This is a genomic window from Nocardiopsis listeri NBRC 13360 (assembly GCF_001570765.1).
GTDB classification, from domain to species: domain Bacteria; phylum Actinomycetota; class Actinomycetes; order Streptosporangiales; family Streptosporangiaceae; genus Nocardiopsis; species Nocardiopsis listeri.
Genome location: NZ_BCSH01000102.1, coordinates 1 through 22,523 on the forward strand (window position 1 = coordinate 1; position 22,523 = coordinate 22,523).

Here is a 22,523-nt window from a genome sequence, read left to right on the forward strand (position 1 = left end):
CCCACACATCCCTCAAGCCCCCGCACACCCCTGGAATCACTCATCCAGGCTGTCGGCGCACGACGACGAGAGGCCCCCATTACGGACACCCTCCACGATCCGCTGCGTGCCCCCGACGAGGTCGCCCGGTTCTTCGGCGGCTTGGACCTGGTGGAGCCGGACCTGGTACCGATCACGCGATGGCGGCCGGACTCCACCGAGGTGGGCGAACCCCGGGAGGTGGACGAGTTCGGTGCCGTCGGCCGTAAACCGTGGGCCCGCAGGGTCGACCGCTCTCCGACCACGCGTTCGAATGTGGGACGCCCCACGCTTGGTCTCGAAAAAATCCGAACTCTTCACATTGGAGAAAATTATCCCCTGAATTCCACGAAAAAGGCGCCGCGCAAAGAGACCCCAGGTGAAAACGGGGCAGGCCCGAATCGTTAGGGTTCCGGAGGTCTCGGCGAGTGCTCGTGTTCTCACGACGCGAACGCCCGCCGGGCCACCGGCGACGAGGCCGGACAGGGCAGCGCCGCACGAGTTCAGGAGGCATCGGGCATGTTCCGAAAGATACTGGTCGCCAACCGCGGAGAGATCGCGATCCGCGCGATGCGCGCCGGACACGAGGTCGGAGCCAGGACCGTGGCGGTCTTCCCCCATGAGGACCGCCACTCCCTGCACCGGCTCAAGGCCGACGAGGCCTACCAGATCGGGGAACAGGGCCACCCGGTGCGCGCCTACCTGTCGATCGAGGAGATCGTACGGGCGGCGGTGGAGGCCGGCGCGGACGCCGTCTACCCCGGGTACGGGTTCCTGTCGGAGAACCCGGGCCTGGCCCGGGCCTGCGCGGACGCGGGCGTCACCTTCGTCGGGCCACCCGCCGAGGTCCTGGACCTGACCGGCAACAAGGCCAGCGCGATCGCTGCGGCCAAGCGGGCGGGCATCCCCGTCCTGGAGTCCTCCGAGCCCTCCACCGACCTGGACGCCCTGGTCGCGGCCTCCCGTGAGATCGGGTTCCCGCTGTTCGTCAAGGCCGTGGCCGGCGGTGGTGGCCGTGGCATGCGCCGGGTCGACACCGCCGACACGTTGGCCGATGCGGCGGAGGCCGCCATGCGCGAGGCCGAGACCGCCTTCGGCGACCCCACGGTGTTCCTGGAGCGGGCCGTGGTGGACCCTCGCCACATCGAGGTGCAGATCCTCGCCGACGGCCAGGGAGGCGTCATCCACCTGTACGAACGTGACTGCTCCGTGCAGCGTCGCCACCAGAAGGTGGTGGAGATGGCCCCGGCACCGAACCTGTCACCGGAGCTGCGCGCGCGGATCTGCGACGACGCGGTGCGCCTGGCCAAGGAGATCGGCTACCGCAACGCGGGCACCGTCGAGTTCCTGCTCGGCAAGGACGGCCGGCACGTCTTCATCGAGATGAACCCGCGCATCCAGGTCGAGCACACGGTGACCGAGGAGGTCACCGACGTCGACCTCGTACAGTCCCAGATCCGGATCGCCGCGGGCGAGAGCCTCGCCGACCTGGGCCTGAGCCAGGACGACATCGTCGTGCACGGCGCCGCCCTACAGTGCCGGATCACCACCGAGGACCCCGCCAACGGGTTCCGTCCGGACACCGGGACGATCAGCGCCTACCGCTCCCCCGGTGGTTCGGGCATCCGCCTGGACGGTGGCACGGCGGCGGCCGGTTCGGAGGTCAGCGCCTACTTCGACTCGTTGCTGGTCAAGCTCACCTGCCGCGGTCGTGACTTCGAGACGGCGGTGAGCCGTGCCCGCCGCGCGGTCGCCGAGTTCCGGATCCGCGGCATCTCCACCAACATCCCGTTCCTACAGGCGGTGCTGGAGGACGAGGACTTCCGCGCGGGCCGCGCCACCACCTCGTTCATCGAGGAGCGCCCGCAGCTGCTGACCGCGCGCCCCTCCGCGGACCGCGGCACCCGTCTGCTGTCCTACCTGGCCGACGTGACGGTGAACAAGCCGCACGGCGAGCGCCCGCAACTGCTCGACCCCACCGCGAAGCTGGTCGAGGCGCCCCAGGAGGCGCCGCCGGCCGGTTCCAAGCAGCGCTTGGACGAGCTGGGACCGGAGGGCTTCGCCCGGTGGCTGCGCGAGTCACCGAACCTGGGCGTCACCGACACCACCTTCCGCGACGCCCACCAATCGCTGTTGGCCACCCGGGTACGCACCAACGACCTGTTGGCCGTCGCGCCCACCGTCGCCCACACGCTGCCCGAGCTGCTGTCCCTGGAGGCCTGGGGCGGCGCCACCTACGACGTGGCCCTGCGCTTCCTCGCCGAGGACCCGTGGGAGCGACTGGCGGCGCTGCGCGAGGCGGTACCCAACATCTGCCTGCAGATGCTGCTGCGCGGACGCAACACGGTCGGCTACACCCCCTATCCCACCGAGGTCACCGACGCGTTCGTGCGTGAGGCGGCCAGGACCGGGGTGGACGTGTTCCGGATCTTCGACGCCCTCAACGACGTCGACCAGATGCGTCCGGCCATCGACGCGGTCCGGGAGACCGGCACCGGGGTGGCGGAGGTGGCGCTGTGCTACACCGCCGACCTGTCCGACCCCGGCGAGAAGCTCTACACCCTCGACTACTACCTCGAGCTCGCCGAGCGGATCGTGGACGCCGGCGCCCACGTGCTCGCGATCAAGGACATGGCCGGCCTGCTGCGCGCCCCGGCCGCCAAGCGCCTGGTCACCGCGTTGCGCGCCGAGTTCGACCTGCCCGTCCACGTGCACACGCACGACACCGCCGGTGGCCAACTGGCCACCTACCTGGCCGCGGTGCAGGCGGGCGCCGACGCCGTCGACGGCGCGGTCGCGTCGATGTCGGGCACCACGTCGCAGCCGTCGCTGTCGGCGATCGTGGCGGCCTTCGACCACTCCGAGACCCCGACCGGGCTGTCGCTGGACGCGGTGAACGAGCTGGAGCCGTACTGGGAGTCGGTGCGCAAGGTCTACGCGCCCTTCGAGGCGGGTCTGGCCTCCCCGACCGGTCGTGTGTACCACCACGAGATCCCCGGTGGTCAGCTGTCCAACCTGCGCACCCAGGCGATCGCGCTGGGGTTGGGCGACCGGTTCGAGGACATCGAGGCGATGTACGCCGCGGCCGACCGCATGCTGGGTCGGTTGGTGAAGGTCACCCCCTCCTCCAAGGTGGTCGGCGACCTGGCCCTGCACCTGGTGGGCGCGGGCGTGGCCCCGGAGGACTTCGAGAAGGACCCGGACCGATTCGACGTTCCCGACTCGGTGGTGGGCTTCCTTCGCGGTGAGCTCGGGGTCCCCCCGGGCGAATGGCCCGAGCCGTTCCGCACCAAGGCGCTTCGCGGTCGCGGCGAGCCGCGCGAGGCCGTGGAGTTGACCTCGGTGGACCGCACCGGTTTGGTCGAGGACCCGCGCCCCACCCTGAACCGGCTGCTGTTCGCCGGGCCCACGAAGGAGTTCGAGTCCCACCGCGCGTCCTACGGCGACACCAGCGTGCTGAACAGCATGGACTTCTTCTACGGTCTGCGCGAGGGAGAGGAGCACGTGGTCGACCTGGAGCCGGGTGTGCGATTGCTCATCGGACTCCAGGCGGTGAGCGAGCCGGACGAGCGCGGGATGCGCACCGTGATGACCACGCTCAACGACCAGCTGCGTCCGCTGCACGTGCGGGACCGTGCCCTGGCCTCCAGCGCCCCCGAGGCGGAGAAGGCCGACCGGGACGACCCGTCCCAGGTGGCCGCGCCGTTCGCGGGTGTGGTCACCCCGGTGGTGGCCAAGGGCGACGAGGTGGAGGCCGGTGACACCGTCGCCACCATCGAGGCGATGAAGATGGAGGCCTCGATCACCGCCTCTCGGGCCGGCGTGGTCGAACGCGTCGCGGTCGAGGGCGTCCAGCGCGTGGAGGGCGGCGACCTGATCGTCCGCCTGAGCTGATCCCGGACTCCGAGCCCCCGCGCCGCAGGAAGCCCTGCCGCGCGGGGGTTCTCGGCGTTTCGGGGTTCTCGGGCGGACTCGTTTGGGACGGACTGGTCGCGCCTCGTCCCCGCACCGGATCGGCTTCCCATGAGCGGTAGCCCGGCCGTCCCCGACGGCGTCGACGCCTCCGCCCCGCGCTCCGCCCGGGTGTGGAACTACCGGCTCGGCGGCAAGGACGACTACCCCGTCGACCGCGTCCTCGGCGACCGGATCCTGGCGACCTACCCCGAGTTCGCGACCGACGCACGCGCCGGCCGGGCCTTCCTGGTCCGCGCGATCACCCACCTGGCCGGGCAGGAGAAGGTACGCGGGTTCCTGGACGCGGGCACCGGGCTGCCCACCCACCACAACACCCACGAGATCGCCCAGGCCATCGCGCCCGAGTCCCGCGTGGTCTACGTGGACAACGACCCCATGGTGCTCGACCTCGACCGACCGATCGGGTTGTCGATCATCGGCACCCTGGGCCACATCCCCGACCTGGAACAGGCTCTCGGTCTCATGCGCACCTATCTGGACGCCCTCCCCTGGGGCAGCTTCCTGGTCTTCGGCGACCTGATGTCCGAGGAGACCTCCACCGCCGAGGCGGTCGATCAGTGGTACGAGAGCGCCACCCTCCCGTACCGCTCGCACAGCCTGGCCGAGATCACCTCCTTCTTCGACGGTCTGGACATCCTCTCCCCCGGAGTGGGTCCGGTGACCGAGTGGCGTCCGGGCGACGTGGAGATCGGTTCGTCGCCGGACACCGACATGTACGGCGGTGTCGCCCGCGAACCCTGAGTTCGTAGCATGGGGGCGTTGCCGAGAATGAGGAGTTCCCGTGTCCGACGCCCCCGAACGCGCCCTGGTCGTGATGGCCCACCCCGACGACGCCGACTTCTCCTGCGCGGGCACCGTCGCCCGATGGACCGAGGCCGGGGCCGAGGTGGTCTACCTGATGGTCACCGACGGCGAGGCCGGCGGGGACGAGCTCACCCTGGACAGCGCCGAGATCGGGGCGATGCGCCGGGGCGAGCAGCGCAGGGCCGCCGCCGAGGTGGGGGTCAAGGACGTGCGGTTCCTGGGCCACCCGGACGGGCGCGTGGTCGCCTCACTGGACCTGCGCCGCGACATCGCCCGGATCATCCGCCAGGTGCGCCCCCAGCGCATGGTCATCCCGAACCCCGAACGCGACTGGGACAGCATCGCCGCCAGCCACCCCGACCACATGGCCACCGGCGAGGCCGCGATCAACGCGGTCTTCCCCGACGCGCGCAACCCGCACGCGCACCGGGAACTGCTCCACGTGGAGGGCCTGGCCCCCTGGACCGTGCCGGAGGTGTGGGTGACCGGCGGCCCGGGCCCCTACCACTACTCGGACATCACCTCGGTGTTCGAACGCAAGCTGGCGGCGTTGGCCTCGCACGAGAGCCAGATCTCCGACATCGACGAGATCGCACCGTTCCTGCGCACCTGGATGGTCGAGAACGCCGTCAAGGGCGGGCTGCCCGAGGGTTCCCTGGCCGAGGTGTTCCGAATCGTGCATACCGCCTGAACACCACGCCGGGGCTGGACGGGGGGACGTATCCTCGGGGCGTGACCGACACGCTCCACGCTCACGCCGCCGAGGAGGCCGCCGATCGGATCCGCGAGATCCTCGGTACGGGCCCGATGACCGTGCTGACCGGGGCCGGCGTCTCCACCGACTCCGGCATCCCCGACTACCGGGGCCCCGACTCGCCCCCGCGCAGACCCATGACCTACCAGGAGTTCGTGGGGGACGCCGCCTTTCGGCGCCACTACTGGGCGCGCAACCACGTCGGGTGGCGACACGTGGAGCGGACCCGGCCCAACGACGGCCACCTGGCCTTGGCCGAGTTGGAGCAGGCGGGCGCGGTGCACGGGGTCATCACGCAGAACGTCGACACCCTGCACGACGCCGCCGGCAGCAGGCGCGTCATCGACCTGCACGGGCGCTTCGATCGGGTGGTCTGCCTGGCCTGTCGCGCGGTGAGCGACCGCGCGGAGCTGGCGGTGCGGTTGACCGGTCTCAACCCGGGTTTCGTCGAGGAGGTCGCCGACGTGGAGGTGGCCCCCGACGCCGACGCGGTGTTGGCCCGTACCGAGCACTTCCGGGTGGCCGACTGCGTGGGCTGTGGCGGCACGCTCAAGCCCGACATCGTGTACTTCGGCGAGAACGTGCCCAAGCCCCGGGTGTTGGACGCCTACGCGATGGTCGAGAGCGCGGCGAGCCTGCTGGTGGTGGGTTCGTCGCTGACGGTCTTCTCCGGCCGCAGGTTCGTCAAGCGCGCCGTGGCCATGGGAAAGCCGGTGGTGATCCTCAACCGGGGCACGACCCGCTGCGACGACATGGCCACGTTGACCATCGACCACGGATGCTCGCCGGTACTGCGTTCCCTCGCCGACACCCACCGCGTCTGACTTCGCACCGTACGAGGGGTACGGTGAACCGTCGAGGCCCTCCGCTCATCCCGTCTCCACAGGTGTTGAGCGTGTGCGGTGCGCACCCACGGGGGATGCTCGGGGTGGATCCCCGCCTTTATCGGCTTTTCTCGGACCGGGTGGACGATCCCGGCCGACTTTGCACACGGAGGATCGCGTGCCGTTCTGTAACAGGAACATCCTCGTCTCGGGAAGCGGTGTCGCCGGTTCGGCGCTCGCTCTCTGGCTGGCCCGTAAGGGCTTCTCTCCCACCATCGTCGATTCGGCCCCGGGCCCCCGCGCCGAGGGCGACCACGTCGAGGTATCCCGCCGCGGCATGGAACTGCTGGACCGCATGGGTCTGGGAGAGCGGGTTCGTGCCCTGGGCGCGAACCACACCCAGATCCGCAACCACATCAGTGGACGTATCGCCCCCATCCTTCTTCCCTTCGACCCCGGATCCGTGATGATCCGCCACGACCACCTGGTCCGGGTACTGCGGGAGGAGGCCGACCGCCTCCCCGACGTCCTCGTCGAGCGGATGGACGGCGACACCGTCACCGGCCTGACCCAGGACGAGACCGGCGTGGACGTCACCTTCGCCCAGGCCCATGACCGACGCTTCGACCTGGTGGTGGGCGCCGACGGCCTGTACTCCCCGGTGCGGCGACTGGCCTTCGAGGGGCCCGACGAGAACCATCTGCACCGGTTGGAGGCCAACGTGGCCACCTTCGAGACGCCCAACGTGCTGGGCACCCGGGACTCCCTGTCCTGGCACACCTGGCCGCACCGGGGTTGTGTGGCCGCCACCCTGCCCGACAACGAACGCCTGTACGTGGTGTTGATGATGCGCGACCGCTTCCCGGTGCGTCCGAGGAGCCTGGACCAGGGTTCCCTGCACCGCATGGTGGAGGAGTACTTCGGCGCGGACGGGTGGTGCATGCCGCAGCTGTTGGCGGCCATGCGCGAGGCCGAGGTCACGGTGGACCCGTCGACCCAGGTGCGCATGAACGTGTGGTCCTCGGGCCGCGTCGTCCTGGTCGGGGACGCCGCCTACTGTCCGGACCAGCTGAGCGGACAGGGTCCCGGAACCGCCCTGCTCGGTGCGCTGGCCCTGGCCGGCGAGCTCGCCTACGCCGAGGGCGACCACGGTCGGGCGTACTTCTCCTACGAGGCGGCGATGCGGCCCACGGTCCGTGAGGCCCAGGCCGTGGCGCCACAGTCGGTGGAGACCGGCGCCCCGGAGGTCGAACCGTACGAGATGTGGATGCGCGAACGCGCCGAGGCCGCCCTGTCCCGTGGCGCCAGGCTCATGAACAAGTTGGGTTTTCAGCCCGCCAAGGACCCGGTGGGAGAGGAGTTCGCCCTGGAGCGCTACGTCGGCATGTTCAAGGAACGGACCGACTGACCCCGGCCGAGGGACCCTTCGCCGAAGTGCTCCGTCCCGAAGCGCCACGGCCCGCTCAGGTCTCCTTGGGCGGTACGGTGCTGTGGCGCTCCACCAGACGGGTGGCGAGCTCCACCCGGGTGGTCTCGGGGACGTCGCCGCCGACCAGGTCGATGAGCATGCGGGTGGCCATCTGCGCCATGTCCCGCAGCGGTTGCCGGACCGTGGTCAGCGGCGGGATCGCCCAGCGCGCCTCGGGCAGGTCGTCGAAGCCCACCACGGAGACGTCGTCGGGCACCTTCAGCCCGCGTTCGTGCAGGGCCTCGTAGGCGCCCCGGGCCATCTGGTCGGAGCCCGCGAAGATCGCGGTGGGCGGCTCGGGCAGCTCGAACAGCGTCTCGGTGAGCTCCTTGCCGGTACCGGCCATGAAGTCGCCGTGGGTGACGTAGCCGTCCAGGACGGGCAGGCCCGCGTTGCGCATGGCGCTGCGGTACCCGTCCACGCGTCCCCGGCTGCACATCACGTGCGCGGGACCCGCGATGGTGGCGATCCGCCGGTGACCCTGCGCGATGAGGTGTTCGGTGGCGGTGAGTCCGCCGTCCCAGTTGGCGGCGCCCACGGCCGGGACGCCGCGCGCGGGGTCCCCTATCGGGTCGACGATCACCACGGGGATGCCCAGGGCGTCCAGCTGTGCCTGTTGCTGGGTGGAAAGTTCGGACAGCACCAGGACCACGCCGTCGGAGTGGCGGGCCTGGATGTTGTCCAGCCACTTGCGGCCCGGGCGGCTGCGTTTTCGGTCGTGCACCGCCGAAACGACGATGCCGAACCCGGCGTCGTGGGTGACCTCCTCGACGCCGGTGAGGATCTCCATCGCCCAGGGGCTGCCCAGGTCGAGGAAGACCAGGTCGATGAGGCCGACGGTCCGCCTGCCCCGATGCCTGCGCGGCTGGTAGCGGTGCTGTTCGAGCAGCCGCTCCACCTGGCGTCGGGTGTCGGCCGCGACGTCTATGTGTCCGTTGATCACCTTGGAGACGGTGGAGACGGAGACCCCCGCCTCCCCCGCGATCTCGGCCAGGGTGGGTCGTCTCTTCGCCATACGCCTCCTCAACGTCGGGGAGCGAGGCCCCGTGATCCGCTCAGCGGATTGTAGCCCGAAACATTTCGCCACCCCACACCGTAACCTCCTCGAAACCCGCGCTCCCCTTGACGTCTCTTGGTGGACGACTTAGCGTCAAGCATCCCGAAAGCTATCGGAAACATTTCGGAAGCTTTCGGTCGCCCCCCATGTTCGACCAGAGAACGGTGTCCACGCCATGAGTCGCACCCACCGGATAAGTGTGATCGGAAGTACCGCCCTGGCCCTCACCTTGGTGGCCACGGCCTGTGGGTCCTCCGGGCCCGGAATGTCGGAGGACGCCCTCCAGGTCTGGGCGTTGGAGGAGGCGGCCGTCAACGACGTCCTCCAGGCCTCCATGGATTCCTACAACGAGGGCGCCGAGATCGACTCCGAGCTCGTCACCTTCGTCAACGACGCCTACAAGCAACGCCTCCAGGTCGCCCTCGGCTCCCCCAACGCCCCCGACGTCTTCTTCAACTGGGGCGGCGGCAACCTCAGCGAGTACGTCGACCAGGGCCAGGTGTTCAACATGACCACCGCCTTGGACGAGAACCCCGAGTTCCGGGACTCGTTCCTTCCCAGCGTCCTGGACGTCGCCCGGATCGAGGACGGCTACTACGGGGTGCCGATGCTCGGCATGCAGCCGGTGGTGCTCTTCACCAACAACGCCGTCCTCGAAGAGTCCGGGCTGGAGGCACCGCAGACCTACGACGAGCTGCTGGAGGCCGTCGAGGTCCTCAAGGAGGACGAGGTCACCCCGATCGTCCTGCCCGGCGCCCAGGGTTGGACCCAGCTGATGTGGTTGTCCTACCTGGTGGAACGGATCGGTGGCCCCGACGTCTTCCAGGCCGTGGTCGACGGCGAAGAGGGCGCCTGGGAGCATCCCGCCATGATCGAGGCCATGGAGAAGTGCCAGGAGCTCGTCGACGCCGGCGCGTTCGGCCCCAACTTCGCCTCCATCGACTACGACGGCGGCGGCGCCTCGGCGATGCTCGCCAACGGTGACGCCGCGATGTTCCTGATGGGCAGCTGGGACCTGTCCCAGCAGCAGGAGAACCACCCCGACTTCGCCTCCGGCGGCGACCTCGGCTACGTCCCCTTCCCCGTCGTGGAGGGCGGTGAGGGCGAGGAGGGCGCCGTCGTCGGTAACCCCAGCAACTACTTCTCCATCAACGACGACAGCCTCAACCCCGACGCGGCCGTCGACTTCCTGGTGGAGACCGTCACCTCCGACGAGTACGTGACCGGTCTGATCGACGCCGGCCAGGTGCCCGCCGTCGAGGGCATCGAGGACCAGCTCGCCGACAGCGACTACGCGGACTTCGCGGTCTTCACCCACGGCATGGTCTCCGAGGCTCCCAGCTTCACCCAGTCCTGGGACCAGGCCATCCCGCCGGCCGCCGCCGAGGCCCTCCTGACCAACCTGCAGTTGCTCTTCCTGGGCGAGACCACTCCGGAAGACTTCGCCAAGGACATGGAGTCCTTCCTGTGAGGTCCACTTACACCACGGAGCGGCCCGGGTTCGTCTGGGTCGCTCCGGCCCTGCTGTTCTTCGGCCTGTTCGGTCTGGGACCGGTGTTGATCGTCCTGTACCTGAGCCTGACCGACTGGAGCGGGCTCGGCGCCCCCGAGTGGGTGGGTCTGGACAACTGGGTCCGTCTGGGCGAGGACGAACAGGTGCGATCCAGTCTGGGCATCACACTGTTCCTGACCTTGCTGTGCTGGGCCACCCAGACCCCGATGGCGTTGGCCTTCGGGTCGTGGGCGGCCGGCACCCAGAAGTCCCGGGCCGTGGTGAGCTCGATCTTCTTCCTGCCGTTGCTGCTGTCCACCGCGGCCATCGCCCTGCTCTGGAAGGCCATCCTCGAACCCCACTACGGGTTGCCCGGCCAGATCGGACCACTGTTCGGGTTCAACGGCAACGTCCTGGGCGACTCGACCCTGGCGCTGTACGCGATCGCGTTCATCGTGCTGTGGCAGTTCCTGCCGTTCCACATGCTGCTGTACCAGGCGGCGGCCCGTCAGGTGCCCCGGTCGCTCTACGAAGCGGCGGAACTGGACGGGGCCTCCCCGTTCCAACGGTTCCTGAGGATCACCGTCCCGCAGCTGCGCCACACCATCATCGCCTCGTCGGTACTGATGATCGTGGGGTCGATGACCTACTTCGAGACGGTCCTGCTGCTGACCAACGGCGGCCCGGGCAACGCCACCCGGATCCTGCCCCTGTACATGTACACCCAGGGCTTCGTCTCCTTCGAGATGGGCTACGCGAGCGCGATCGCGGTCGTTCTGGTCGTCCTGGGAACCGGACTGTCGCTGTTGGTCGTGCGCGTGACCGGATACTCCCGCATGACCAGCCAGAGGGAGGGCATCTGACATGGCCCCGAACGTGAAGGACAGGCCGGTTCTCCGGCGACGTCGTCGATCCGGCGGACGCCCGTCCTACTGGTCCGGTCTCGGCGCCGCCTTCTGGCTCGTCATCGTCGCCATCCCGCTGTACTTCCTCGTCGCCACCAGCCTGCGAGGCTCCGGCGACTACATGTCGGAGGGGCCGCTGGCCATCCCCGACAACCTCACCTTCGACAACTACCTCAACGTGTTCGAAGTGGGGTTCCTGAGGTTCCTGGGCAACAGCCTCATCGTGGCGCTCGGCGCGGTCGGCCTGGTGCTGCTCGTGGCGGTCCCCGCGGCGTTCGGCATCGTGCGCAGTCGCAGCCGCGTCGTGGCCACGACCTTCTCGCTGTTCCTGCTGGGGTTGGCGGTGCCGGCCCAGGCGGTGATCATCCCGGTGTACCTGCTCATCACCAGGATGAACCTGTACGACACCCTCATCGCCGTCATCCTGCCCACGGCGGCCTTCAGCCTGCCGATCTCCATCCTGGTGCTCACCAGTTCGCTGCGCGACGTTCCCGGGTCGTTGTACGAGGCGATGGCGTTGGACGGAGCGACCAACCGGCAGGTCTTCCTGCGTCTGGTGCTGCCGCTGTCGCGGCCGGGCGTGATGACGGTGGCGATCTTCGTCGGCCTCAACGCCTGGAACAACTTCATCTTCCCGCTGGTGCTGACCCAGTCCGAGTCCACACGGGTCCTGCCGTTGGGGTTGTGGGCGTTCCAGACCCAGTACGGAACCGACGTTCCCGGGCTGATGGCGGCCGTGGTGCTCTCGTCCCTGCCCATCCTCGCCCTGTACCTGTTCGGCCGCAGACAGTTGCTCGGTGGGCTGGCCGCCGGGTTCGGAAAGTAGGCCGATCCCTGTGCGAGGGGATGCCCCCGAACAAGGGGTCCCGGGAGCATCCCCTCGCCTTCCTCCGGTCGAAAAATCCCTTGACACCGGGGCCCGGAACGGCTTGTGTCCCAGGGTGCCCTCCCTTGACAAGAAACCGCTCTTCTTCGCCGCACTGTGGCGATCTCATCGTCGGCTCACCGTGGCGTGGTGGACGCTGATCCTGGTCCAAGGGAGCCTTCCCGCCGTGTTCGTCGTGGCGGTCGGCATACTGGTCGGCGCGGTCACCGGCGAGGATCCGCTGCGTACGCCGCTGCTCCTGATCGGTGTCGTCTTCGTCCTGATGCAGGTCGTGACACCCCTGCACACCCAGGTCGGTTCCCTGCTGGGCGAACACGTCTCCGACCGCCTGCACGACCGGCTCCTGGTCGCCGCGAACGCTCCCGACGGCGTCGCGCACCTGGAGGACCGCGCGCACATGGACGAGTTGACCGCCGCGCGGGACTTCGACCTCGGTATGACCGGTCCGCCCCTGCACCTGTCCATGGGCATCATCGCGGGTGGGCTGGTCGAGGCCGTTGCGGGCCTGGCCCAGGCGATCGTTCTGGCCGGCTACGCCTGGTGGGCCCCGTTCCTGGTCGGCGGGGCCTGGCTCTGCACCCATTGGTTGCTGCGCGAGAGCTCCCAGTGGGACCGCGACACCGGCGAGGTCCTGGACGCCCAACGCCGCGCCGAGTACTCCTACCGGTTGGCGGTGGACTCCCCCGCGGCCAAGGAGATCCGGCTCTTCGGCCTGGCGAGCCTGCTGACGCAGCGCTTCGCCACGGACCGGCGCGACCTCGTCGAGCTGCGCTGGCACGCCACCCGGCTACGGCGCAAGCCGATGCGCTGGGCGGTGATGGTGCTGGTGGTATCGGGAGGGCTGTTCTTCTGGTCCCTGGGCCGTGACGCCGCGTCGGGCACCATCGACCCGGGCCAGGTGAGCACCTTCGCCTACGCGGCCGTCGGCGCGAGCGCGCTGGCCTTCGGCGGCCTGAACTGGGCCCTGTCCCTGGCCACCGACGCCGTGGTGTCGGTACTTCGTGTGGAGCGGACGATGTCGACCACGGCCACGGCACGTTCGGTGGTCTCCGGGCGAGAACCGGCGGAGGGCACTCCCGCCTCCGAGATCAGGTTCCGTGACGTGGGGTTCTCCTACCCGGGCATGTCCACGCCGGTCCTGGACGGTCTCGACCTCACCGTCGCGGCCGGAAGTTCGCTGGCCGTGGTCGGCGTCAACGGGGCGGGCAAGTCCACCCTGGTCAAGCTGCTGTGCCGACTCTACGACCCGGTCTCGGGAAAGATCGAGGTGGACGGAACGGACCTGAAGGACCTGGACCTGGAATCGTGGCGCCGCCGCGTCAGCGCGATCTTCCAGGACTTCATCCGCTACGAACTGCCGCTCAAGGACAACGTCGCCCCACTGGGCGCCTCCCCGGAGGAGGTCCACGAAGCGTTGGCGATCGCCGGAGCCACGGACCTGCGCGACGTGGAGACCGTGCTCTCTCCCGGGTACTCCAAGGGCACCGACCTGTCCGGTGGACAGTGGCAGCGGGTCGCCCTCGCCCGTGTGCTGTGCGCGGTGAACCAGGGCGCGGGCGTGGTCGTCCTGGACGAGCCCACCGCCCAGTTGGACGTGCGCGGGGAGGCCGAGGTCTTCGACCGGGTCCTGGAGGCGACCCGGGGGTGCACGACCATCCTCATCTCCCATCGTTTCTCCACGGTCCGGCGGGCCGACCGGATCTGCGTGGTGGACGAGGGCAGGGTCGTGGAGTTCGGAAGCCACGACGAACTCATGGCACTGAAGGGCACCTACGCGCGGCTCTTCCGCCTCCAGGCCGCGCGATTCAACGAGGCACAGGACGGAGCCGACCATGTCGAGTGAGGACCACCCGCTGCCCTCGTCCTGGCGTGCGCTGGCCCGCACGCTCCGCCTGGGTTGGGCGGCCTCCCCCGGGCTCATCGCCGTCGCGTTCGCCACGACCATCGGCGCGGCCCTGCCCGACGTCCTGATCGCCCTCACCCTGGCCTGGCTCACCGACGCGGTGGTCTCCGGGGCGGAAGGCCACATGGTCGTGGCCGCGATGACCCTGGGCGCGCTGGCCGCGTTGAGCTGGCTGCTGCGCGTGGTGAGCGAGCGGGCCGACCGCCGCTTCGCCGACCGCGCCGCCGTGTTCATGGAAGCGCACGTGGTCCGGTTGCAGAGCGGTATCCCCTCCCTGGAACACCACGAACGCCCCGCCTACGTCGACCGCGCCCAACTCCTGCGCGACCACGCGGACACGCTCAGCGAGGTCTACCAGTACCTGTTCCAGGCGGTGGGCGCCGTCCTGCGTCTGGTCCTGACCACTGCGTTGTTGATGACCATCCACCCCCTGCTCGGCCTGCTGTGCCTGTTCGCCGTACCCACCGCCCTGGTCTCCCACTGGCGCGGAGGGGCGGAGCACGCCCTGGAGGAAGGGGTCGGACACCACGAGCGTCTGGCGCGGCACTTCTTCCTGCTCGGCACGAAGGCCTCACCCGGGCGCGAACTCCGTGTCGGTCGGGCACGGGAGCGGGTTCGGGAAGGTCGTCACCGGGCCTGGGCCGCGCGCCATCGGATCATGGCGCGGGCCCGGTGGGTCACCGCCGCGTGGCAGGCGGCGGCGCTGACGGTCTTCGCCGGCGCGTTCGTGTGCGCGCTGGTCTGGGTGTCCCTGGGTACCGGTTCGGCGGCCCAGGTGGTCCTGCTGCTCACCGCCGGGAGCCGACTGGCCCAGTACATCGGCCACATCCTCGGCCAGGTCCACTTCCTGCGCACCATCTGGCTGGAAGGAGGCCGCCGCCTGCTGTGGCTGGAGGAACTGGCCTCGGCCGCCGAGCGTCGAGGCGTGGTGGCCGCGCCGGAGCGGGTGGGCGGCGGGATCACCCTGGACCGGGTGTCCTTCCGCTATCCGGGGACGGACCGACCCGTTCTGGAGGAGGTCTCGCTGCACCTACCGGCGGGCGCGGTGGTGGCCGTGGTCGGCGAGAACGGGGCGGGCAAGTCCACGCTGGTCAAGCTACTGGCCAAGATGTACGAACCCGACTCCGGGCGGATCCTCGTCGATGGGCACGACCTTGCCGGCATGGCGGCCGACACATGGCGCGAGCGGCTGTCGGGCGCCTTCCAGGACTTCGCCCGCTTCGAGTACCCGCTGCGTCTTTCCATCGGCCTCGGCGACCTGTCCCGGGTCGAGGAGGAGGGCGCGGTCGAGCGGGCCGTCGAGCGCGCGGACGCGGGGGCCCTCGTCGGGCGACTCCCCCAAGGACTGGACACACAACTGGGCAACACGTGGGCCCAAGGCGCGGAGCTGTCCGAGGGCCAGTGGCAGAAGGTCGCACTCGCCCGCGGCTACATGCGCGACCACCCCCTGCTGTTGCTCCTGGACGAACCCGCGTCCGCGTTGGACGCCGAAACCGAGCATCTGTTGTTCGAACGGTACGCCGAGCGCGCCCGCGCCCTCAGCGGCCGGGACCACCTCACGCTTTTGGTCTCCCACCGGTTCTCGACCGTGCGCATGGCCGACCTCATCGTCGTCCTGGACGGGGCGCGGGTGATCGAGCAGGGTACCCACGACGACCTCATGGAGCTCGATGGGCGCTACGCCGAGCTGTACGGAATCCAGGCACGCGCCTATCGCGTTCGGAGCACGGGCGAGCGGCGGTCCTCGACGTGAGCGCGGAGGGGTCTTCGGGCACTGAGTCGACGAACGCTCAGGCGCCGAGGGCCAGGCGGACGCCCAGGGCGAGCATGACGACGGCGATGATCCCGTCCAGCGCCCGCCAGGCGCCGGGGCGCGCGAAGAAGGGACGCAGCAGTCGGGCCCCGAACCCCAGGGCGAAGAACCACACGAAGCTGCCGGTCAACGCCCCGGCCGACCACCACCAACGGGCGTCGCCGATCTGCTGATTGGCGAGCGAGCCCAGGAAGACCACGGTGTCCAGGTACACGTGGGGGTTGAGCCAGGTCAGGGCCAGCGCGGTGAGGACGGCGGCGCTCAACGAGGAACGCACACGGGTGCCGGTGCCGGTTCGCGGTGTGGTCACCACGCCGCCGTCTCCCGTGGGTTCGGGCTCCCTCGTTGCCGGAACCAGCGTCTCGGCGGGTCCCGGTTTCAGCGCCCGGCGCGCGGCGAGCAGCCCGTACACGATGAGGAAGCCCGAGCCGAGGATCCGGATCACCACGAGCGCGGCGGGCATGGCCTGGATCAGGCCGCCGATGCCGACCACACCGGCGGCGATGAGGATCGCGTCGGAGAACGCGCAGACCAGGACCACCGCCAGAACCGTGCGGGGGTCTCCGTCGATGCCCAGGCGCAGGAGGTAGGCGTTCTGCGCGCCGATCGCGACGATGAGGGCGAGCCCGGTGCCCAGGCCGAGGAGTGCGGGAAGAAGCGTTTCGTTCACGTCCGGTAGCCTCCCCCGACCACCGGTCCGCAGTAAAGCTAAAGTTTCTTAGAAGGCTTAAGGGATGCTTAGGAGAGGCCACGGATGCCGTTCCAGTTCGACCATCTGAGCACGCTGACCGCGCTGATAGACGAGGGCACCTTCGAGGCCGCCTCCGAACGACTGCACGTGACCTCGTCGGCGGTGTCGCAGCGGATCCGGGCGATGGAGCAGAGCGCCGGCAAGGTACTGGTGCGGCGGACCAACCCCGTCACACCGACCGAGGCCGGCGACGCGGTGCTGCGCTACGCACGCCAGGTGTTGCTGCTGGACCAGGACGTGCTGTCCGAACTGCGCCAGGGCGGGGAGGGACAGCGCGACCACGTGCCGCTCGCGGTCAACGCCGACAGCCTGTCCACCTGGTTCCTCGAAGCCCTCGCCGAACTGCCGGCCGAACTCGGCGCGGTGTTCGAAATCCACCGTGAGGACGAGGAGCACACCACGAGCCTGTTGCGTTCGGGTTCGGTGATGGCCGCGGTGACCTCCACCCCCGAGGCGGTGCAGGGGTGTTCGGTCCAGGGGCTGGGCGTGATGCGTTACCAGGCGGTGTGCAGCCCGGAGTTCGCCGAACGCCACGGGCTGCGCGGGGTCGAAGGGCTCGACGCGGCGCCGGTGGTGAACTTCGACCGCAAGGACGAACTACAGGACCGTTTCCTGCGGAACCTGACCGGCGAGGGCTCGACTGGGCCACGCCACTACGTTCCGGCCTCGGAGGACTTCGCCCGCACGGTGCTGCTGGGCCTGGGCTGGGGCGCCGTCCCCGAGCAACAGTGCCGGGCGCACCTGGAGAGCGGGCGGCTGGTGGCCCTGGCCCCGGAACACCCGGTGGAGGTACGACTGTTCTGGCAGCGCTGGAACCTGCGCTCGCCCCTGCTCGACCGGATCACCGAATGCGTGCGCACCGAAGCCGCCCTCCGGCTCCACCCGATGTGACGTCGGTGCGGCCGATCTGTTCAGGCCCCGATGGGACGCCGCTTGCGCACCAGCGTGGCCGAACCCGCCGCACTCGCCGTGACCAGTACGGCGGTTCTGCGGCCGAGGATCCGGGCCACTCCCGCGGAGAGGGCGGTGCTCACCCGTGATACCGCGCTCGGGGCCGATCTACGCCGATCGAGCGCTCGGATCAACGCCCGAGCGACCTCGTCGGGAGTCTGGAAGCCGCCGCCATAACCATCGGTGCCGATCCCGTCGAAGAACTCCGACCTGGTCAGGCCAGGTGAGAACGCCAGGGTGCGCAGACCGCTCTCGCGTGTCTCCCACCACAGCGCCTCGGTGAAGTTCAGCACGAACGCCTTGCTCGCCGCGTAGACGGCCATACCCGGGATCGGCTGGTAGGCGGCGGCGCTGGCGACGTTGACAAGGTAGCCGCCCGGGGCCGCGCTCAGCCGTCCGATGAACGCTCGTGTGACGTCCACGAGGGCGGTGACGTTCAGTGTGAGCAGGGCTTCGATCCGCTCGGGTCCCTGGTCGGCGAAAGCGCCGTCCGAGCCGATGCCCGCGTTGTTGACCAGGCCGGTCACCCGAAGGCCACGGCGGTCCACCTCGGCGGCCAGTTCCCTGCCCGCGTCCGGGCGCCCGAGGTCCGCCGACACGGTGTCGACCCCGGCTCCGTACTCCTCGCGCAGTTCCGTGGCCAGTGCGTCCAGTCGTTCGGTCCGGCGGGCGACGAGCACCAAGTCGGTGCCGCGTTCGGCGAGTCTGCGCGCGAGGGCCGCACCGATTCCGGCGCTGGCCCCGGTGATGAGGGTGGTCTGGCGGGTGTGATCGATAGACATGGCAACACCCTACGCCAAACATGGCACCGAGTGACACCATCGGCACAAAGTGACTTCCCGGTAGGGTGAGTGTGTGAGCAGTCGAGAAGCCGCACCCGGTCTAAGAGAGCGGACCCGCCGAGCGGTGCACCGAGAGATCGCAGAAGTCGGCATGGCGCTTTTCCTGGACCAAGGCTTCCAAGAGACCACCGTCGACCAGATCGCCGAGGCCGCCGGGATCTCCCGGCGCTCCTTCTTTCGTTACTTCGCGACCAAGGAGGACGTGGTCCTGGGCGATCTGATCGACCGAGGGCACCGTGTTCGGGCCGCCCTCGTCGCTCGTCCACTCCGAGAAGAACCCTGGGTGGCGGTGCGCGGGGCACTTCTCGCACTACGCGAGGAGGCCGCCGAACCCGAGACCGAACTGCGCGTCGGGCGGATGCTCTTCCAGTCATCGACCCTGCGCACCCGCCACTTGGAGAAGCACCTCGCCTGGCAGGAGATGCTCGTACCCGTACTCGCCCGCCGCCTGGTCGACGCGGGCGACCTCGACGGGACGAGCGCCGATCACCGGGCGACCGCGATCATCGCGACCGCGCTGACCTGCCTGGACGTCGCCACCGAGACCTGGGTGCGCCGTGATGGCGATGTGCCGTTGGAAGACCTCTGGGACGAAGCGGTGGCCGCCGTCCGGGCCTTGCCCCCCACCTGATCGGGCCAAGGGGACCGTCAGGGTCCACCGACGGTGCCCTCTCGGGTGATCAGGGCGGTCGGCACGCTGACCTCGGCCCGCCAGGAGGTCGTCAGCGGTCTGTTCCTGATCGTGGTGGTGTTGGCCCCGAGCCGGCTCAGGGGAGGACCGACAGGTCCCGTTCGGTGACCAGACCGAAGTGCAGGGCCTTCTCGGTGAGCACGTCCACCCGCCAGTCCTGTCCCTGGCGGGCATCCTCCGGCTCCACACGGAACTTGCTCTTGAGCAGGTAGTCGATGTGGGAGTTGACCGCCGCCTTGGACAGCTTCAGCCGTTCGGCGACCTGGTGCTGGGTGGGCGTGTACCGGGTGCCCGGGTCGCGCAGGCGGGGTTCGCAAAAGGCCGCCAGCACCCGGTAGTAGGTGTGCAGGCGATCGATCCGGAAGCTGCGGACGTCGGTGCGTTCGGCCTGGGAGTCGGTGGTCTCGGTGTCCACGAACGGTTCCCCGGCGGGTACCAGCACGCTGCTGCACGCGGCGGGCGCCATCACCAGGAACCCGTGCTCGCCCTGGCCGCCGGGGACCAGTACCCGGGAGGTCTCGAAGGGTACGAGCATGCCCTGGGTGTGCGGCGGGACCTGGACGAACCCGGCGAGCCGTTCGGTGTTCTCCACGACGTAGGACTTGGTGGGGCTGAGGTTGCTGATCCGCCAGTGATCCCCGTGCGAGACGATCTCGCCCGCCACCCGCGAGACCGCCCGGTCGCCCCCGGCCAACGGGATGTCCACCTGACGGTTGCGACCACCACGTCCGAAGGTGCGTGACTCCCCCGTCTCCAGGTGGTGGGTGTCCATGGGGGTGTCACCGTCGTAGTCCTGCTGGACGGTGATGATCTGCTCGGGATCGTCGTGCGAGGGGAACACGTTCATGTGCCGTCTCCAGGGGGCGAGGGGAACCGCACGGGGGTCGAGACCCCGAGAATACTGCGTTCCTCCGTGGGAGACGTCGGACTCACCGGGGCCCGGCCGCCCCGGTGCGGCCGGGCCGGAGGGGATCAATCCTCGTAGAGGGCGTCGATCTCGTCGGCGTAACCGTCGGCCACCACGCGGCGGCGCAGTTTGAGCGAGGGGGTCAGCTCACCGGTCTCCGGTCCCCATTCGCGGGAGAGAATCCGGTACCGCTTGACCTGTTCGACACGGTTGAGACGCTCGTTGGCGGCGGTCACGGCCGCGTCGATCTCGGCGACGACCTCCGGGTGCGCGGCCAGGTCCTCCCCCGTCGCCTCGATCCCCTTGGAGGCCGCCCACAGCGGGGTCAGTTCGGGGTCGAGCACGACGAGGGCCACCAGGTAGGGGCGGCCGTCTCCGTGCGCGAAGGCCTGGCCGACCAGCGGATGTTCCTTGAGGGTGTTCTCCACCAGCGCCGGCGACACGTTCTTGCCGCCGGAGGTCACGATGATCTCCTTCTTGCGATCGGTGATCCACAGGAAGCCGTCCTCGTCGACCCGGCCCACGTCACCGGTGGCGAACCAGCCGTCGACGTCGGTATCGGGACGGACCGACCCGTCCGCCACCAGGTATCCATCGAAGACGGAGGCCCCGCGCAGGAAGACCTCCCCGTCCTCTCCCAGGCGCGTCTCGACGCCCTCGATGGGACGACCGACCGAGCCGAGCCGGAACCCTCCGACTTCGGGAACGTTCATGGTGGCCACGCCCACGGACTCGGTGAGGCCCCAGACGTCCATGATCACGATGCCGAGGGAGGCCCAGAAACGGACCACCTCCAAGGGCATGGGAGCCGAGGCGCTGGAGGGCAGGAGTACCCGGTCCAGCCCCATCTCGGCCAGCAGTGGTTCGAGGACCGTGGAGTGGGCCCGCCGGTAGCGTTCCGCCAGTTCGGCGGGGACCTCGCCGTCGCGTTCGAGCCGTTCGACGTGTTCGGTGGCCACCGCCCGGGCCTGGTCGATGGCGGTGCGCTTCTCCTCTGGCAGGGAGGACAGGACCGCCTGGACGGCCCCGGCGAACTTCTCCCACACGCGCGGCACCCCGAGGAAGTGCGGGGGCCGTACCTGTGGCAGGACCCCGACCACCGCGGTCGGGTCTGCGCACATCCACACGTGCGAGACGCGCACCAGCGGCATGTACATACTCAGCATGCGCTCGGCGATGTGGGCCAGCGGCAGGTAGCAGACGTGGTCGGGGAATTCGGGGAGCTCCAGGGCCGCGTCCAGGGCACCGGCCTGGGCCAGGACCCGCCGGTGCGAGATCGCCACGCCCTTGGGGTCTCCGGTGGTGCCGGAGGTGTAGACGACGGTGACGAGGTCGTCCGGGGCGCGGTCGCGCCAACGGTCGGCCGCCCCCGAGGGGGTCGCCTCGGTGAGGGTGGCGTAGGAGGTGTGACCGCGGTCGGGATCGGCGCCCTCGACCACGACCAGTCGCTCCAGCGGGGTGTCGGGGTCCTTGAGGAGGCCTTCCCAGAGGGCGGCCACCTTCGTGTTCTCGACGACGGCGACACGGGCACGGCTGTGCCGGGCGATGTGGGTGATCTGTTCGGCGGCGGAGGTGGAGTAGACGGTGGTGGGGACGGCCCCGGCCTGGACCAGGGCGAGGTCGGAGAGCCAGTGTTCGGGCCGGTTGCCCATCATGATGAGGGCGTGGTCGCCGGTTCGGACGCCGAGAGAGGCGTACCCCTCGGCGAGGGCGACGACGGTGTCGTGTGCCCGCGCCCAGGTCAGAGTGGTCCAGTCGGTGGCCCCGGGTTCGTGCCAGGACAGTGCCGGGCGCTCGGGGTGCTCGCGTGCGTTGCTCAGGAGGAGTTCGGGAAGGGTGCGGTTCGTGGGGGCGTCCGCGGTGCCTGGAACGGAGGTCATGTGTACTCCTGGGGCGGCTTCCTCGGTGTGTGGCGCAGGACACACCGAACCCTAGTCCTTTCGGATTCCAAGGGAAAGGGCCCGGTTTTTCGCGGCCCCGAACCCCCGAAGCTGGACAGAACGGAAAGCGGGGTGCTACTCATGGGTAACATCTACGCGTAACCGCCGGTAACACCCCCTGCTCGACCCCAAGGAGCCACCCCCATGTCCAACTTCTCACTCCAACTCCCCGAAGAGATCAGCGACGTCCGAGACTGGACCCACGGTTTCGCCAAGGACGTCATCCGCCCCGCCGGGGCCGAATGGGACGAGCGCGAGGAGACTCCCTGGCCGATCATCCAGGAGGCCGCCAAGATCGGCCTGTACTCCCTGGACTTCTTCGCCACCCAGGCCTTCGAGGAGAGCGGTCTGGGCATGGTCGTGGCCATCGAGGAACTCTTCTGGGGAGACTCCGGCATCGGCCTGTCCATCATGGGCACCGGCCTGGCCGCCGCCTCCCTGAGCGCCACTGGTACCCCCGAGCAGATCGGTGAGTGGGCGCCGCAGATGTTCGGCACCCCCGACGACGTCAAGCTCGCCGCGTTCTGCGCCTCCGAACCCAA

General features: G+C 69.6%; 19 protein-coding genes. 14 read left to right on the top strand and 5 right to left on the bottom strand.

Annotated elements, in window-relative coordinates; translation table 11 throughout:
• Positions 1 to 102: 102 nt before the first annotated feature.
• The 6 genes from NLI01S_RS25450 to NLI01S_RS23865 all read left to right on the top strand — a co-directional run bounded on the left by NLI01S_RS25450 (position 103) and on the right by NLI01S_RS23865 (position 7,783).
• The gene (locus tag NLI01S_RS25450; RefSeq protein WP_223809362.1) at positions 103 to 426 is read left to right on the top strand and encodes an SAM-dependent methyltransferase; all 324 of its coding nucleotides are present in this window, start codon (positions 103 to 105) and stop codon (positions 424 to 426) included.
• Between the two features lie 111 nt (positions 427 to 537).
• Complete coding sequence (locus NLI01S_RS23845; protein WP_067608866.1) at positions 538 to 3,912, top strand: pyruvate carboxylase; 3,375 nt, start codon at positions 538 to 540, stop codon at positions 3,910 to 3,912.
• Positions 3,913 to 4,041: 129 nt separating this feature from the next.
• The gene (locus NLI01S_RS23850) at positions 4,042 to 4,734 is read left to right on the top strand and encodes an SAM-dependent methyltransferase (RefSeq protein ID WP_067608870.1); all 693 of its coding nucleotides are present in this window, start codon (positions 4,042 to 4,044) and stop codon (positions 4,732 to 4,734) included.
• Positions 4,735 to 4,774: 40 nt separating this feature from the next.
• A complete protein-coding gene (locus NLI01S_RS23855) occupies positions 4,775 to 5,488 on the top strand; it encodes a PIG-L deacetylase family protein (RefSeq protein WP_067608872.1) in 714 nt (237 codons plus the stop codon).
• Between the two features lie 41 nt (positions 5,489 to 5,529).
• Positions 5,530 to 6,375, top strand: coding sequence for an NAD-dependent protein deacetylase (locus NLI01S_RS23860; RefSeq protein ID WP_067608875.1), 846 nt, complete (start codon positions 5,530 to 5,532; stop codon positions 6,373 to 6,375).
• Positions 6,376 to 6,553: 178 nt separating this feature from the next.
• Positions 6,554 to 7,783, top strand: a complete 1,230-nt coding sequence (locus NLI01S_RS23865) for an FAD-dependent monooxygenase (RefSeq protein ID WP_067608877.1) — start codon at positions 6,554 to 6,556, stop codon at positions 7,781 to 7,783.
• 55 nt (positions 7,784 to 7,838) lie between these two features.
• On the opposite strand, the gene NLI01S_RS23870 is transcribed toward NLI01S_RS23865, so the two are convergent.
• On the bottom strand, positions 7,839 to 8,858 hold the full coding sequence (locus tag NLI01S_RS23870; protein WP_067608879.1) for a LacI family DNA-binding transcriptional regulator: 1,020 nt from the start codon (positions 8,856 to 8,858) through the stop codon (positions 7,839 to 7,841).
• A gap of 217 nt (positions 8,859 to 9,075) precedes the next feature.
• Between NLI01S_RS23870 and NLI01S_RS23875 the strand changes: the two genes are divergently transcribed.
• The 5 genes from NLI01S_RS23875 (at position 9,076) to NLI01S_RS23895 (ending at position 15,839) form a co-directional block, all read left to right on the top strand.
• Entirely contained in the window at positions 9,076 to 10,371 is a 1,296-nt protein-coding gene (locus NLI01S_RS23875) for an ABC transporter substrate-binding protein (protein WP_067608882.1), read from the top strand.
• Positions 10,368 to 11,255 carry a carbohydrate ABC transporter permease gene (locus NLI01S_RS23880; protein WP_067608885.1) on the top strand — a complete coding sequence of 296 codons (888 nt, stop codon included), beginning with the start codon at positions 10,368 to 10,370 and terminating at the stop codon, positions 11,253 to 11,255. Before NLI01S_RS23875 ends, NLI01S_RS23880 begins: the two co-directional genes overlap by 4 nt.
• A 1-nt stretch (position 11,256) precedes the next feature.
• Complete coding sequence (locus tag NLI01S_RS23885) at positions 11,257 to 12,123, top strand: carbohydrate ABC transporter permease (protein ID WP_067608888.1); 867 nt, start codon at positions 11,257 to 11,259, stop codon at positions 12,121 to 12,123.
• Positions 12,124 to 12,238: 115 nt separating this feature from the next.
• Complete coding sequence (locus NLI01S_RS23890; protein ID WP_223809361.1) at positions 12,239 to 14,026, top strand: ABC transporter ATP-binding protein; 1,788 nt, start codon at positions 12,239 to 12,241, stop codon at positions 14,024 to 14,026.
• Complete coding sequence (locus NLI01S_RS23895) at positions 14,016 to 15,839, top strand: ABC transporter ATP-binding protein (protein ID WP_067608892.1); 1,824 nt, start codon at positions 14,016 to 14,018, stop codon at positions 15,837 to 15,839. Before NLI01S_RS23890 ends, NLI01S_RS23895 begins: the two co-directional genes overlap by 11 nt.
• A gap of 37 nt (positions 15,840 to 15,876) precedes the next feature.
• On the opposite strand, the gene NLI01S_RS23900 is transcribed toward NLI01S_RS23895, so the two are convergent.
• The gene (locus NLI01S_RS23900) at positions 15,877 to 16,569 is read right to left on the bottom strand and encodes a LysE/ArgO family amino acid transporter (protein ID WP_067608894.1); all 693 of its coding nucleotides are present in this window, start codon (positions 16,567 to 16,569) and stop codon (positions 15,877 to 15,879) included.
• Between the two features lie 84 nt (positions 16,570 to 16,653).
• Between NLI01S_RS23900 and NLI01S_RS23905 the strand changes: the two genes are divergently transcribed.
• On the top strand, positions 16,654 to 17,541 hold the full coding sequence (locus tag NLI01S_RS23905) for a LysR family transcriptional regulator ArgP (protein WP_067608896.1): 888 nt from the start codon (positions 16,654 to 16,656) through the stop codon (positions 17,539 to 17,541).
• A gap of 20 nt (positions 17,542 to 17,561) precedes the next feature.
• Here the strand turns inward: NLI01S_RS23905 and NLI01S_RS23910 are convergent, their stop codons facing one another.
• Entirely contained in the window at positions 17,562 to 18,383 is an 822-nt protein-coding gene (locus NLI01S_RS23910) for an SDR family NAD(P)-dependent oxidoreductase (protein ID WP_067608898.1), read from the bottom strand.
• 73 nt (positions 18,384 to 18,456) lie between these two features.
• On the opposite strand from NLI01S_RS23910, the gene NLI01S_RS23915 reads away from it, so the two are divergent.
• On the top strand, positions 18,457 to 19,074 hold the full coding sequence (locus NLI01S_RS23915; protein WP_067608900.1) for a TetR/AcrR family transcriptional regulator: 618 nt from the start codon (positions 18,457 to 18,459) through the stop codon (positions 19,072 to 19,074).
• A gap of 136 nt (positions 19,075 to 19,210) precedes the next feature.
• On the opposite strand, the gene NLI01S_RS23920 is transcribed toward NLI01S_RS23915, so the two are convergent.
• Both NLI01S_RS23920 and NLI01S_RS23925 read right to left on the bottom strand, forming a co-directional pair.
• Entirely contained in the window at positions 19,211 to 19,981 is a 771-nt protein-coding gene (locus NLI01S_RS23920; protein ID WP_067608903.1) for a MarR family transcriptional regulator, read from the bottom strand.
• Between the two features lie 125 nt (positions 19,982 to 20,106).
• Entirely contained in the window at positions 20,107 to 21,921 is a 1,815-nt protein-coding gene (locus tag NLI01S_RS23925) for an AMP-dependent synthetase/ligase (RefSeq protein ID WP_067608909.1), read from the bottom strand.
• 204 nt (positions 21,922 to 22,125) lie between these two features.
• On the opposite strand from NLI01S_RS23925, the gene NLI01S_RS23930 reads away from it, so the two are divergent.
• A partial coding sequence (locus tag NLI01S_RS23930) for an acyl-CoA dehydrogenase family protein (RefSeq protein WP_190318574.1) occupies positions 22,126 to 22,523 on the top strand: 398 nt, incomplete at its 3' end.